The organism is Pseudomonas sp. GP01-A4 (genome assembly GCF_058780865.1).
Genome location: NZ_JBYSWF010000001.1, coordinates 350,791 through 364,389, shown reverse-complemented (window position 1 = coordinate 364,389; position 13,599 = coordinate 350,791). Strand labels below are relative to the sequence as shown.

Here is a 13,599-nt window from a genome sequence, read left to right as displayed (position 1 = left end):
GGGAGCAAGCTCCCTCGCCACAACAAGCTCGCTCCTACAAGGGGACGCGCTTTAGTCTTCCAGCAGCTCTTCAGCCTGACCCAGGATGTTTTCCAGGGTGAAACCGAACTCTTCGAACAACGCTGGCGCCGGCGCCGACTCACCGTAGGTGGTCATGCCGATCACGCGGCCTTCCAGGCCCACGTACTTGTACCAGTAGTCGGCGTGAGCCGCTTCGATGGCGATACGTGCGCTGACCTGCAACGGCAACACCGATTGCTTGTAGTCGGCGTCCTGGGCTTCGAAGACGCTGGTGCACGGCATGGAAACCACACGCACGTTGCGACCGGCGGCAGTCAGCTTGTCGTACGCCTGAACCGCCAGGCCCACTTCGGAACCGGTGGAGATCAGGATCAGCTCCGGCTCGCCGATGCAGTCTTTCAGCACGTAGCCACCACGGCTGATGCCTTCGATCTGCGCCGCGTCGCGGGTTTGGTGCTGCAGGTTCTGACGGGAGAAGATCAGCGCCGAAGGGCCGTCCTTGCGCTCGATCGCGTGCTTCCAGGCCACAGCCGACTCGACTGCGTCCGATGGGCGCCAGGTATCGAGGTTCGGCGTGGTGCGCAGGCTGGTCAATTGCTCGACCGGCTGGTGCGTCGGGCCGTCTTCGCCCAGGCCGATGGAGTCGTGGGTGTAGACGAAGATCACACGCTTCTTCATCAACGACGCCATGCGTACGGCGTTGCGCGCGTATTCCATGAACATCAGGAAGGTCGCGCCGTAAGGCACCAGGCCGCCGTGCAGGGCAACGCCGTTCATGATGGCGCTCATGCCGAACTCGCGTACGCCGTAGTACATGTAGTTGCCGCTGGCGTCTTCCGCCGAGACACCTTTGCAACCTTTCCACAGGGTCAGGTTGGAACCGGCCAGGTCAGCCGAACCGCCGAGGAACTCAGGCAGCAGCGGGCCGAACGCGTTCAGGGTGTTCTGGCTGGCTTTACGGCTGGCGATGGTTTCGCCCTTGGCCGCCACTTCGGCGATGTAGGCCGAGGCCTTTTCAGCGAAGTCGGCAGGCAGGTCACCGGCCAGGCGGCGAACCAGTTCGTTGGCCAACTCAGGGAATTCGGCGGAGTAGGCCGCGAAACGCTGGTCCCACTCGGCTTCGACCGCCAGGCCGGCTTCCTTGGCGTTCCACTCGGCGTAGATGTCAGCCGGGATTTCGAACGGGCCGTGGTTCCACTTCAGCGCAGCGCGGGTCAGGGCGATTTCCGCGTCACCCAGTGGGGCGCCGTGGCAATCTTCCTTGCCTTGCTTGTTCGGCGAACCGAAACCGATGGTGGTCTTGCAGCAGATCAGGGTTGGCTGCTCGCTCTTGCGGGCGGTGTCGATGGCGGTCTTGATCTCTTCAGGATCGTGGCCGTCGACGTTGCGGATCACCTGCCAGTTGTAGGCTTCGAAACGCTTAGGCGTGTCGTCGGTGAACCAGCCTTCGACTTCGCCGTCGATGGAGATGCCGTTGTCATCGTAGAAGGCGATCAGCTTGCCCAGGCCCAGGGTACCGGCCAGGGAGGCGACTTCGTGGGAAATGCCTTCCATCATGCAGCCATCACCGAGGAACACGTAGGTGTGGTGGTCGACAATGTTGTGGTTCGGGCGGTTGAACTGCGCAGCCAGCACTTTTTCAGCCAGGGCAAAACCCACGGCGTTGGCCAGGCCCTGGCCCAGTGGACCGGTGGTGGTCTCAACGCCAGGGGTGTAGCCGTATTCCGGGTGGCCCGGGGTGCGGCTGTGGATCTGGCGGAAGTTTTTCAGGTCGTCGATGGTGACGTCGTAGCCGGTCAGGTGCAGCAACGAGTAGATCAGCATCGAGCCGTGGCCGTTGGACAGGATGAACCGGTCACGGTCGGCGAACGACGGGTTGCTCGGGTTGTGTTTCAGGTAGTCACGCCAAAGTACCTCGGCGATATCCGCCATGCCCATCGGGGCACCGGGATGGCCGCTGTTGGCTTTTTGCACGGCATCCATGCTGAGGGCACGAATGGCGTTGGCACGCTCACGACGGCTGGGCATCGCTGATCTCCTGGAGGTTGAATAAAAGAAACGGAAAAAAGGATCGGCATTTTCCCTCAGCCACGGCCCTCGGGGCAATGACAGATAGTCACTTGGGGGTGTTTTTCCTGCGGATTGACTGGAGAAACCGCCCCCCGCTTCGTCCATGGGTTATAGCGGCTGCTTATAACCACCGATTATCGACCAATATCAAAACTTTTTGATATTGCCCTTGCGGGGTTTTCCCACCGTCACTAGACTGCTGGCCTTATGAACCTGAGCGCACCTTCCATTCGACCCGACGACAGCGACGAGCTGGCAGCCCTGTGCAAGGCCGGTGGCGATCCGTTGCGCCTGAATGTGTTGCGCGCGCTGACCAACGATTCGTTCGGGGTGCTGGAGCTGGCGCAGATCTTCGCCATCGGCCAATCCGGCATGAGCCACCACTTGAAGGTACTGGCCCAGGCCGACCTGGTGGCGACCCGCCGCGAGGGCAATGCGATTTTTTACCGTCGCGCCCTGCCCCACACCGAGCAACTGGGCGGCAAGCTGCACGCCGCGCTGCTCGAAGAAATAGACAGCCTGGCGCTGCCGGCTGACGTGCAGTCGCGCATCAGCCAGGTGCACGGGCAACGTGCTGCCGCCAGCCAGGACTTTTTCTCACGGGTAGCCGAGAAGTTTCGCGCCCAGCAGGATCTGATCGCCGGCTTGGCGCAATACCGCGAAAGCGTGCTGGCACTTTTGGACAAGCTGAGCTTCAGTGATGAGGCTACGGCGGTCGAAGTGGGCCCGGGTGATGGCGGCTTCCTGCCGGAGCTGGCGCGGCGCTTTCATCAGGTCACGGCGCTGGACAACAGCCCGGCGATGCTGGAGCTGGCCCGCCAATTGTGTGAGCGCGAAGCGCTGGGCAATGTCCACCTACAGTTGGCGGACGCCCTGAATGACACCAGCCTGCGGGCCGATTGCGTGGTGCTGAACATGGTCCTGCACCATTTCGCCGCCCCGGCAGACGCCCTCAGGCAGATGGCAAATTTGCTGCAACCAGGCGGCAGCCTGTTGGTCACGGATTTATGCAGCCACAACCAGAGTTGGGCCAGGGAAGCCTGCGGTGATCTCTGGCTGGGTTTTGAACAGGACGATCTGGCCCGTTGGGCCACCGCTGCGGGACTCGTTCCCGGGGAAAGCCTCTATGTAGGTTTACGTAATGGTTTCCAGATTCAGGTCCGCCATTTTCAGCGGCCGGCTGGCGACACTCACCATCGGTAAATATCAGGAAAACATCGAGATGAGCGAATACTCCCTTTTCACCTCCGAGTCCGTGTCTGAAGGGCATCCGGACAAAATCGCCGACCAGATCTCTGACGCGGTGCTGGACGCCATCATCGCTGAAGACAAGTTCGCCCGAGTGGCGTGCGAGACTCTGGTGAAAACGGGCGTGGCGATCATCGCCGGCGAAGTCACCACCTCTGCCTGGGTAGACCTGGAGCAGATCGTGCGTGATGTGATCATCGACATCGGCTACAACAGCTCCGACGTCGGCTTCGACGGTGCGACCTGCGGCGTGATGAACATCATCGGCAAGCAGTCCCCTGACATCAACCAGGGTGTCGACCGTGCCAAGCCTGAAGATCAGGGCGCCGGCGACCAGGGCCTGATGTTCGGCTATGCCAGCAACGAAACCGACGTGCTGATGCCGGCACCGATCACCTTCTCCCACCAGTTGGTGAAGCGCCAGGCCGAAGCCCGTAAATCCGGTGCATTGCCATGGCTGCGCCCGGACGCCAAGTCCCAGGTGACCTGCCGTTATGAAGGCGGCAAAGTCGTCGCCATCGACGCGGTGGTACTGTCGACCCAGCACAACCCGGACGTTTCCTACGCCGACCTGCGCGAAGGCGTCATGGAGCTGATCGTCAAGCACGTGCTGCCTGCCGAACTGCTGACCAAGGACACCCAGTTCCACATCAACCCGACCGGCCAGTTCATCATCGGTGGCCCGGTGGGCGACTGCGGCTTGACCGGTCGCAAGATCATCGTCGACAGCTACGGCGGCATGGCCCGTCACGGCGGTGGCGCGTTCTCCGGCAAGGATCCATCCAAGGTTGACCGTTCGGCGGCCTACGCCGGTCGTTACGTGGCCAAGAACATCGTGGCCGCAGGCCTGGCCGAGCGTTGCGAGATTCAGGTGTCCTACGCAATCGGTGTGGCCCAGCCTACGTCGATCTCGCTGAACACCTTCGGTACCGGCAAGATCAGCGACGACAAGATCGTCAAGCTGGTGCGTGAGATCTTCGACCTGCGTCCTTACGCAATCACCACCATGCTCGACCTGCTGCACCCGATGTACCAGGAAACTGCGGCCTACGGCCACTTCGGTCGTACCCCTGAGCAGAAGACTGTCGGCAACGACACGTTCACTACGTTCACCTGGGAAAAGACCGACCGTGCCAACGACTTGCGTACTGCCGCCGGCCTGTAATCGTCCTACGGTGTACACAAAGCCCCGGCGTTCTGTTCAAGCGAGCAGAAACATCGGGTAAAAAGCCTCGCGGTTGCGGGGCTTTTTTATGCCCGCAGGGATGGCTTAGGCTGGGCGCCCTTTTCAGAGCAAGGATGCTCATGATGAAGTCACTTATGCGCTGGCTGTTTTTCCTTTTACTCAGCTTCTCGCCACTCACTGCGTGGTCGCAGGAGTGCCCCGACTGGGAGGCCGATCACGCCCGGGCCCAGATCAGCACCCTGGCGCAACAAATCCGCTTGTGGGATGACAGCTACCACCGGCTCGGCCAGTCATTGATCAGCGATGAGCTGTATGACCAGGCCAGCCAGCGCCTTGCCCAATGGCGCAGGTGTTTCACTCCCTCCGCCCCAGTCACGGACGACCCGCTGGGCAGCGCGCGAGGCACGACCGCCCACCCGACGCCCCACACCGGCCTGGAAAAACTGCTGGACGATAACGCCGTGCAAACCTGGCTGGGGACTCGCCAGGACGTGTGGATCCAGCCCAAGGTCGATGGCGTCGCCGTCACGCTGGTTTACCGCAAGGGCCGGTTGAGCCGGGTCATCAGTCGCGGCGATGGCCGGCTGGGCCAGGATTGGTCAGCCTCCGCCCGCCGGATTCCCGGGATCGTGCAGCAACTGCCCGAGCCCGTTGACCTGCTGTTGCAGGGCGAACTCTATTGGCGACTGAATGACCATGTGCAAGCTGCCAAAGGTGGCCTCGGCGCCCGCGGCAAAGTGGCCGGGCTGATGAATCGCCGGCAGTTGAGCGACGCCGAGGCCGCCAATATCGGTCTGTTTGTCTGGGCCTGGCCCCAGGGCCCCGATGACTTTTCCGAGCGGCTGAGCCAGCTGGCGCAGTGGGGCTTCACCGACAGCGGGCGCTACAGCCACTCGATCAAGGACATTACCGAAGCGGCGCACTGGCGCAGCTATTGGTACAGCCACCCGCTGCCCTTCGCCAGCGACGGCGTGGTATTGCATCAAGGCCAGCGGGCCCCGGCCGAGCGCTGGCGGGTCAGCGCGCCCTACTGGGCGGTTGCCTGGAAGTACCCGGTGGCCAAGGCACTGGCCCATGTGCGCAAGGTGCACTTCAAGATTGGCCGCACCGGGCGCATCACCTCCATCCTGGAGTTGGAACCGGTACTGCTCGATGACCGGAAGATCAGCCGGGTCAGTGTCGGTTCCCTGAAACGCTGGCGGGAACTGGATATCCGTACTGGCGACCAGGTTTCCATCAGCCTCGCCGGGCACGTCATCCCACGCCTTGACCGCGTCATCCTGCGCAGCCAGCCACGGGCCGAGTTGCAGGTCCCGCAGGCCAGGGACTTCCACCCCTTGAGTTGCTGGCAACTGGCCCCGGGTTGCGAAGAACAGCTGCTCGCGCGCCTGACCTGGCTGAGCGGCGCCCAGGGCCTGGCCCTGCCACACATCGGCCGCGAAACCTGGAACACCTTGATCCAGGCCGGCCTGATCGACGGCCTGCTCGATTGGTTAACCCTGGATGAGGCAGAGCTTGCTAACATTGATGGCTTCGGCGAACGCAGCAGTGCGCGTTTACTCGACAGCTTGCGCAGCGCCCGGCAGCGACCGTTCGCGCAATGGCTGATGGCCCTGGGAGTACCGCCCACGGCCCGCAACAATCTACAAGGCGGCTGGCAAACCCTGGCCGCCAGAGACACTCAAGCCTGGCTGGCCGAAGACGGCATAGGCCCGGGTCGCGCGGCGCAACTGAGCGCCTTTTTTCGCGACCCGCAGGTGCTGGCCTTGAGTGAAACATTACGGGCTGCCGGGATAGATGGTTTTTGACCTCTGCCCGACGGCATTAACCGGTGCCGGCAGAATTCATCCTGCCCACCTGATTGCGACCTTGTTTGCCTTGGAGCCTTTATGAAATTTCTTGCACCTTTTGCCCTGTTGACCGTCGCCACCCTTATGTCCGCGCCATTGCTGGCAGCCGAGGAAGCTGCGCCACTCACAGGCTGCGCCGCCAAGCGCGAGTCCATCAGCACCCAGATCGAACAAGCCAAGGCCCACGGCAACAGTGAGCAACAAGCCGGCCTGGAAAAAGCCTTGAGTGAAGTCACCGCCAACTGCACCGATGCCTCCTTGAAAAAGGAGCGGGAAAACAAGGTGCTCGACGCCAAGCACGAAGTCAGCCGCCGTCAGGCTGACCTCGACAAGGCGATGAAGAAGGGTGACTCCGACAAGATCAACAAGCGCAAGGACAAGCTGGCCCAGTCACGCAAGGACTTGCAGGAAGCCCTGGACGAACTGGACAAGTAAGACGGCCTCAGTGATCGCGGAACTGTTTATGGCACGCGGTGCAGGCATCTTCGACTTTCTGCACCGCCGGCCCGAGGTTGCTGGCCTTGTAGGGCTGGACCTGGCTGGCGATCACCAATTCACCGGTGGCCGTTTCAAGGTTTCGAGCCATTTCCTGGAAGCGTGCCTGCTGCTGCCACACGTCGTCCTTGGCGCTGGTGTGGTCTTCTTCACGCACGCTCGGGAAATGTTTCCACGGTTCGTGGGACAACGCATCAAGCTTGACCGCGCCTTCGGCAAATTTGCCGCCGTCGAATGGAATGCGCCCACGCAACATGCCGCCCAGGTCTTCGCCGGTCTTGAGCATCTGCTTGAAAATGGCCTTGCGCTGGCCAAGGGGCGAATTCGGATCAACCCCGCCGCAGGCGGACAGTGTCAGGCAGGCCAGCAATACAACGGTCAGTCTTTTAAAAGTCATGATGGCTCAAGGTCACGGGAAACGGCGGCCAGTATCCTCGCCCCGCCCGCAAAGACCAATACCCCTATTAATAATAAGGGTTGCTCGAACGCCAGCCGATACGAGCAATCGCTTCAGGAATTTTGTGTATGAATACCCGTTTTAAGCCTTGGCGCCGCCTCGTGTGGGCCCTGCCAATGATCGCGCTGCTGGCCGGTTGCGACACCGGCAAGGACGAAAAAGCCAAGCCCCACGCCATTGCTACCTACGTCGGCGCCACCTGGGAAAACCTGCCGGCCGTGTCGGACAGCGACCTGCAAGCCGGCTTCGAATCCTGGCGCAGTGCCTGTCAACGCCTCAAGACTGACCCGGTATGGGGCGCGACGTGCGCGGCATCGGCCACCGTGCCGTCGACCGCAGTGGCGATTCGTGACTTCCTCAAGGCCAACCTCGACGTCTACGGCCTGCGCTCGGCCGACAACAGCCCCAACGGCCTGATCACAGGCTACTACGAACCGGTTTACCCCGGCAGCCTCACCGAAACCGCCACCGCCCATGTACCGGTGTTCGGCGTACCGGATGACCTGATCATCGTCAACCTGGAAAGCATCTACCCGGAGCTCAAGGGCAAGCGCCTGCGCGGTCGCCTGGAAGGCCGGGTACTCAAACCCTATGACGACGCCAGCACCATCAACCACCAAGGCTCCACCGCCAAGCCCATCGCCTGGCTGACCAACCCGATGGACCTGCAATTCCTGCAGATCCAGGGTTCGGGTCGTATCCAACTGGCCGACGGCCGCCAATTGCGGGTGGGTTACGGTGACCAGAACGGTTACCCGTACCGCCCCATCGGCCGCTGGTTGGTGGAGCAGGGCGAGCTGAAAAAAGAAGACGTGACCATGGGCGCCATCGCGGCCTGGGCCAAGGCGCATCCGCAGCGTATTCCTGAATTGCTGGCAAGCAACCCCAGCTACGTGTTCTTCAGTGCCCGCCCCGACAGCAACGAAGGCCCGCGTGGCTCGCTGAACGTGCCGCTGACTGCGGGGTATAGCGTTGCGGTGGATCGCAAGGTGATTCCGCTGGGCAGCCTGTTGTGGCTGTCGACTACCCGACCGGATGGTGCGCCGATTGCCCGCCCGGTGGCTGCGCAGGATACCGGTGGTGCAATTACCGGCGAAGTGCGGGCCGACCTGTTCTGGGGCACCGGTGACGCCGCTGGTGAGTTGGCGGGCAACATGAAGCAGCAGGGCCAGATCTGGATGCTGTGGCCCAAAGGCGCAGCGTTGCCAAAAGTGCCGGACGCGCCGACAGGCACCTGAAGAACACCACGGTCTATGTGAGAGCGGGCTTGTGTGGGAGCGGGCTTGCTCGCGAATACGGTGTGTCAGTCACCGGATGTATCGACTGATCCACCGCATTCGCGAGCAAGCCCGCTCCCACACTTGAACAGTGTCAGGCTTCAGATCGAGACGAAGAAGAAGCTCGCAATCAACGCCATCCCTACCGCCCACACCACCGACCGCAGCATCGCCCAGTCCGCCAGGTAGCAGATGATGTAGAGCAACCGGCTGGTGATGAACAGCACCGCCAGGACGTTGATCGTCACCAGCGACGCAACGCCAGCCAGATGGGCAATGATCACCGCGGCCGCAAAGGCCGGGGTCACTTCGAAGCTGTTGAGTTGCGCACTGTGGGCGCGCTTGGCAAACCCCTCGAGGGTGTCGAGGAACGCCCGCGGGTCATGGTTCTGCCGGGGCCCGAACTTGCCGCCGCTGAACTTGGCCACGCCCGTGCACAGGTACGGCAGAAAGATTGCGATCAACACACACCAGAAAGCGACTGTCATAACCCATTCCTTTTTTAGTTTTATCCGACGGTTAGAGTTTCATCACGAACATGCCGATCAGCACCAACCCACAGGCTATGAGCCGCGGGCGGCCGAAAGGTTCTTTCAGGTAACGCATGCCGAACAGCACCACCAGGATCACGCTGACTTCCCGCAGCGCAGCGGCTTCGGCAATCGAGCCCAACTGCATGGCCCAAAGCACCAGAGCGTAGCTCAACAACACGCACAACCCGACACTCAGCCCCAGCCGCCACTGCGTGCGCCAGAACAGCCCGAACGCCGCCCGTTTGCGCACCATCGCCAGCAACGGAAACGGCCATGCGCTTATCAGCGTCAGCCACACCAGGTAGTCCAGCGGGTGTGACCAACGGCGCAATGCCTGGCCATCGAGGAAGGTGTAGCAACCGATACACAAGCCGATCAACGCCACCACCGGCAGCATCGACCAGGGCAACCGGTCGCCACCGCCGCCCTGCCACAACAGGCACAGCATGCCGAACGGAATCAGCAGAATGCCGAGAATCTGCTGGGTACTGAGCACCTCACCGGCAAACACCAGCGTCAGCGCCAACACCACCAAAGGCGACAAGCCGCGCATCAATGGGTACACCAGGCCCAGGTCACCCACGCGATAGGCCTGGATCAGCAGGTAGCGGTAGAGCAATTCAAACAACGCCGAGGCGATGATCCACGGCCAGATTTCCAGTGGCGGAAACGATACAAACCCCACCGCCAGCACCACAAACAGCAACGCCACCGTGTCCATGCACGCGATGACCAACAGGCGCTCGCCGCTGAATTTGATCAAGGTGTTCCACGTCGCATGCAACAACGCCGCTACCAGTACCAAAGCTGTTGCAATCACGGTGACTCCCCAGTCATAAAAAGCGGAATTGATTCGCCATATTTCAGCACCTGTTTATACTAAAGCCGACCACGCCGCACTCAGTTGCGCAAAGACCTGGACCAATAAATATTTGCTGCTGCCCGATCTTCGCCGATCCGGGCGTCGGCATGCGTATGCCTGATCAGAGCGCCGCGATTACCGAAGGAGATCCTTGCATGCCGCTCGGTGCATGGATCGGCGGGATGGTGGTGGCGGCACTTTTGTTCATCGACCTGCAACGTCGCCGCCGTGCTGCGGTCAACGTAGCCAACTGATAAATGTGTTCTGTGTGGGAGCTGTCGAGCTTTAGGGCGGCTGCGATACAGGCGCTGCGGTCTTGCAGCCTCACCCAGGTGATGCCATCGCAGCCTCGCTGGGGCTCGACAGCTCCCACATATGATCTCTACTCACTCCTCCATCCAAGGACCCCGGATGCTTGAACTTGTCGCTGCGTTTATTTGCCTCACCACCCTGCTCACGTATGTGAACTACCGCTTCATCGGCCTGCCGCCCACCATCGGTGTGATGGTCACGGCACTGATGTTTTCCCTGCTGCTGCAAGGCTTGAGCTTTATCGGCTACCCCGGCCTTGAAGAGCGCATCCAGCAGTTGATCGGCCAGATCGACTTCGGCGACCTGCTGATGAACTGGATGCTCTCGTTCCTGCTGTTCGCCGGCGCCTTGCACGTCAACCTGAGCGACCTGCGCAGCTACCGCTGGCCCATCGGCCTGCTTGCCACCTTCGGCGTATTGATTGCCACGGTGGTGATCGGCAGCCTGGCCTTCTACATCTTTGCCCTGTTCGGCTGGCACGTGAGTTTCCTGTACTGCCTGCTGTTCGGCGCGCTGATTTCCCCCACCGACCCGATTGCCGTGCTCGGTGTGCTGCGGACCGCCAATGCGTCGAAACCACTGAAAACCACCATCGTCGGCGAATCGCTGTTCAACGACGGCACGGCGGTGGTGGTGTTCACCGTGTTGCTGGGCATCGCGCAACTGGGCGAGACGCCTACGGTCGGCGCCACGGCCATGCTGTTTGCCCATGAGGCGATTGGCGGCGTGGTGTTTGGCGGGCTGATCGGCTATATCGTGTATCTGATGATCAAGAGCATCGAGCAGTATCAGATCGAAGTGATGCTGACCCTGGCCCTGGTGATCGGCGGCTCGGCGATGGCCACTGAACTGCACGTCTCGGCACCCATTGCGATGGTGGTGGCGGGCCTGATCATCGGCAACCTCGGCCGCAAGCTGGCGATGAACGACATGACCCGGCGCTACCTGGACGGCTTCTGGGAACTGCTCGATGACATGCTCAACGCCCTGCTGTTTGCGCTGATCGGCATGGAACTGCTGCTGTTGCCGTTCAACTGGCTGCACGTGTTGGCCGCCAGTTTGCTGGCCGTGGCAATCCTGTTGTCACGCCTGCTGACGGTGGCCCCGGCGATCCTGCTGCTGCGCCGCTGGCGCACGGTGCCCCGCGGCACTATCCGCATCCTCACATGGGGCGGCTTGCGCGGCGGGGTTTCCGTGGCACTGGCCCTGGCCCTGCCACTGGGCCCGGAGCGTGACTTGCTGCTGAGCATCACCTACATCGTGGTGCTGTCTTCGATCCTGTTGCAGGGCTTGAGCATCGGCAAGCTGGTCAAGCATGTGACCAAGGATGAGCCTGTTCCCGAGGCTCACCACTGAAGCTCACAGTCAAAGCATTTGCACGATGATCTGGCTTTTCAGGTCATTGACCATAGCCTGGATCACCGGCTTCATCTGCGCGAAGAGCTCGGCGCTGCAAACCGCTTCCGGGTGGGCAAACCTGGCCGTGCGTGAAATCAGTACGGTGTTGCCCTCCCGGGAATAGGTGGCGCTGTACTCGAAGCCAGCGCCCTTGAACGAAACCGCCTTGGGCACCGCCAGAATATTGAGGGCCTTGGGAAACTCGAACCGGGCCGTCTCAGTGCTCTCTCCAGAAATGCAGATGAAGGCCTGCGCCCGCTCTTTTTCCACAGCAAGGGCAGATACGTTCTGGGCAATCCCTCCGCCCAGGCTACTCAGCGCCGGCACACCTATCGGGCCCGGCACATTCACCAGGTTGTCCGTGCGCCCCACCATCACGGCATTGAAGCTTGGGGCGTCGCTGTCCAAGGGGTCGGTTTGCAGCGTGCCGCTGCCTGCCTGGCCATAACCGTGCAGGATTTTCTGGATCATCAAGTCACGGTCCGCCGGTTTCATCGACTTAATCGAGGTCCGGGCAAACTCCGCGCGCCAACCGTCCAGGCGCTTAGCCTGGGTGAAGTCTGCAGCGCCACTGGCGTCCACCTTGAATACCAGCTCACTGAACTCTTTGCCCGGCTGCGTCGCCGGCGTGCGGCCGATCTCGCCGGTACGCGTCAACAACACCGGTTTATCCAGGTCGAGCTTGGGCAGGTAACCGGCGGCCGTGCCAGTCGCGGTTGAATCCAGGTACAGGTCCAGGCCAGGGATATAGGTGATTGCGTGGTTGATCGGGCTGACCGCCGCAACCTTGGGCAAGGTGTAGGCACTGCCGTAGCTGATCAGCGCCGGGGAGCTTTCAATGGCGACGGCCTTGAGCAACGCTTCAAGCAGGGCCACATGGTCCTTGCAGTCACCATAGCGGTTGTCCAGCACCGACTGCGCAGCGTGGGGAACCACCCCGCCGGCATCGATGTACACCGCCACATACCGGATGTTCCGGCGTACCCAGTTACTCAATACCAAAGCCTTGGCCCGAGGTGTTGGCAAGTCGACCGTGAGTTGCTTGGCCAGCGTGCTGATCGCCGGGGTCACTTCGACGGTGGCCCGGGCATCGTAGGCTTTGGCCAATGCCTGATAGCTGGGGAACGTCGAGACCGCCAGACGCTGGCCGTAATCCACGTACGCCACCGCGCCTTGCTCGGGACGGGACTTTTCAGCCGGCACGTAATCCCAGCGATACACCTTGCGCCCGGGCGCCGCCGCCGGCGTAGATGCACTGAAGCCTTTGGCATCGACGTACAGCGGCTTATCCACCGGCAGATCGTAGGTCAGGCTGAACTGCTCCATCGGATTACGGCTTGGCGTTGCGAAGTCAATAAATTCGCCGGGGAACAACGGGGTCTTGCGCACTCGTTGAAAACGCAGGATCAAGCGATCACCCACCGCCACCTCGGGGAATATCACCACCTTGACCCGGGAGTCCTGGAACATCGGTGCGTCGGCGGAAGCCCGCTCCTGCTGCTCCTTGATCTGCTCGGCACTCACCGGCACTTTGCGCCCGTCAGGCTTGTGGGTGAACGCCTCGACAATCTCAAGCGTATCCAGGGAACGGTTGTAGCTCACCGGCTGCTGCGCCTGGGACCGAATGCCACGCTCTTCGTTGATGCGCACCACTGACTCGTAGTCCTGCACATAACTGCCGTCGGCGTTGATCACGAATGACTGAGCCATTTTCTCGACGGTCACGGAGTGGTCTGCACCATCATCCGTGGCCTGCGCAGAACCCAACACACCTGATACCAGCAGCAGCCCCAATAGCCTGCGCCATGGGAAAAGAGGGGAAGCCCGCATAAAGATCCTTCTTGATGAATGAAAAGCCGCGCCGCGACTTTGCCATTCATTTATGACGAA

Annotated in this window: 11 protein-coding genes; 6 read left to right on the top strand and 5 right to left on the bottom strand. The window is 61.6% G+C overall.

The window, feature by feature from the left end:
* Positions 1-51 precede the first annotated feature (51 nt).
* Positions 52-2,049, bottom strand: a complete 1,998-nt coding sequence (tkt, locus tag AC3WKX_RS01730; protein WP_102370080.1) for a transketolase — start codon at positions 2,047-2,049, stop codon at positions 52-54.
* A 249-nt stretch (positions 2,050-2,298) separates the two neighbouring features.
* Here tkt and AC3WKX_RS01725 point away from each other — a divergent pair, with 249 nt between their 5' ends.
* The 4 genes from AC3WKX_RS01725 to AC3WKX_RS01710 all read left to right on the top strand — a co-directional run bounded on the left by AC3WKX_RS01725 (position 2,299) and on the right by AC3WKX_RS01710 (position 6,810).
* On the top strand, positions 2,299-3,294 hold the full coding sequence (locus tag AC3WKX_RS01725; RefSeq protein WP_003216864.1) for an ArsR/SmtB family transcription factor: 996 nt from the start codon (positions 2,299-2,301) through the stop codon (positions 3,292-3,294).
* 19 nt (positions 3,295-3,313) lie between these two features.
* Entirely contained in the window at positions 3,314-4,504 is a 1,191-nt protein-coding gene (gene metK, locus AC3WKX_RS01720) for a methionine adenosyltransferase (protein WP_003216863.1), read from the top strand.
* 155 nt (positions 4,505-4,659) lie between these two features.
* On the top strand, positions 4,660-6,333 hold the full coding sequence (ligB, locus tag AC3WKX_RS01715) for an NAD-dependent DNA ligase LigB (protein WP_173882997.1): 1,674 nt from the start codon (positions 4,660-4,662) through the stop codon (positions 6,331-6,333).
* A gap of 81 nt (positions 6,334-6,414) precedes the next feature.
* Entirely contained in the window at positions 6,415-6,810 is a 396-nt protein-coding gene (locus AC3WKX_RS01710; RefSeq protein WP_008434082.1) for a DUF1090 domain-containing protein, read from the top strand.
* 7 nt (positions 6,811-6,817) lie between these two features.
* Here the strand turns inward: AC3WKX_RS01710 and AC3WKX_RS01705 are convergent, their stop codons facing one another.
* The gene (locus AC3WKX_RS01705; protein ID WP_008434083.1) at positions 6,818-7,267 is read right to left on the bottom strand and encodes a c-type cytochrome; all 450 of its coding nucleotides are present in this window, start codon (positions 7,265-7,267) and stop codon (positions 6,818-6,820) included.
* Between the two features lie 128 nt (positions 7,268-7,395).
* On the opposite strand from AC3WKX_RS01705, the gene mltA reads away from it, so the two are divergent.
* Positions 7,396-8,565, top strand: coding sequence for a murein transglycosylase A (gene mltA, locus AC3WKX_RS01700; protein WP_102604137.1), 1,170 nt, complete (start codon positions 7,396-7,398; stop codon positions 8,563-8,565).
* A gap of 140 nt (positions 8,566-8,705) precedes the next feature.
* Here mltA and AC3WKX_RS01695 read toward each other — a convergent pair whose 3' ends face one another.
* The gene (locus AC3WKX_RS01695) at positions 8,706-9,092 is read right to left on the bottom strand and encodes an MAPEG family protein (RefSeq protein WP_003216858.1); all 387 of its coding nucleotides are present in this window, start codon (positions 9,090-9,092) and stop codon (positions 8,706-8,708) included.
* Positions 9,093-9,123: 31 nt separating this feature from the next.
* Positions 9,124-9,957 carry an EamA family transporter gene (locus tag AC3WKX_RS01690; protein ID WP_063026578.1) on the bottom strand — a complete coding sequence of 278 codons (834 nt, stop codon included), beginning with the start codon at positions 9,955-9,957 and terminating at the stop codon, positions 9,124-9,126.
* Between the two features lie 453 nt (positions 9,958-10,410).
* Here AC3WKX_RS01690 and AC3WKX_RS01685 point away from each other — a divergent pair, with 453 nt between their 5' ends.
* Positions 10,411-11,667 (top strand): cation:proton antiporter, encoded by a 1,257-nt coding sequence (locus tag AC3WKX_RS01685; protein WP_017476479.1) that lies wholly within the window; start codon positions 10,411-10,413, stop codon positions 11,665-11,667.
* 9 nt (positions 11,668-11,676) lie between these two features.
* On the opposite strand, the gene AC3WKX_RS01680 is transcribed toward AC3WKX_RS01685, so the two are convergent.
* A complete protein-coding gene (locus tag AC3WKX_RS01680; RefSeq protein ID WP_173882994.1) occupies positions 11,677-13,539 on the bottom strand; it encodes a DUF3857 domain-containing transglutaminase family protein in 1,863 nt (620 codons plus the stop codon).
* Between the last annotated feature and the right edge of the window lie 60 nt (positions 13,540-13,599).

What these genes read in the sequence shown, in the direction of transcription:
- tkt (WP_102370080.1), bottom strand. Translation starts at nt 2,049, where the DNA reads ATGCCCAGCCGTCGTGAGCGTGCCAACGCCATTCGTGCCCTCAGCATG.
- AC3WKX_RS01725 (WP_003216864.1), top strand. Translation starts at nt 2,299, where the DNA reads ATGAACCTGAGCGCACCTTCCATTCGACCCGACGACAGCGACGAGCTG.
- metK (WP_003216863.1), top strand. Translation starts at nt 3,314, where the DNA reads ATGAGCGAATACTCCCTTTTCACCTCCGAGTCCGTGTCTGAAGGGCAT.
- ligB (WP_173882997.1), top strand. Translation starts at nt 4,660, where the DNA reads ATGCGCTGGCTGTTTTTCCTTTTACTCAGCTTCTCGCCACTCACTGCG.
- AC3WKX_RS01710 (WP_008434082.1), top strand. Translation starts at nt 6,415, where the DNA reads ATGAAATTTCTTGCACCTTTTGCCCTGTTGACCGTCGCCACCCTTATG.
- AC3WKX_RS01705 (WP_008434083.1), bottom strand. Translation starts at nt 7,267, where the DNA reads ATGACTTTTAAAAGACTGACCGTTGTATTGCTGGCCTGCCTGACACTG.
- mltA (WP_102604137.1), top strand. Translation starts at nt 7,396, where the DNA reads ATGAATACCCGTTTTAAGCCTTGGCGCCGCCTCGTGTGGGCCCTGCCA.
- AC3WKX_RS01695 (WP_003216858.1), bottom strand. Translation starts at nt 9,092, where the DNA reads ATGACAGTCGCTTTCTGGTGTGTGTTGATCGCAATCTTTCTGCCGTAC.
- AC3WKX_RS01685 (WP_017476479.1), top strand. Translation starts at nt 10,411, where the DNA reads ATGCTTGAACTTGTCGCTGCGTTTATTTGCCTCACCACCCTGCTCACG.
- AC3WKX_RS01680 (WP_173882994.1), bottom strand. Translation starts at nt 13,539, where the DNA reads ATGCGGGCTTCCCCTCTTTTCCCATGGCGCAGGCTATTGGGGCTGCTG.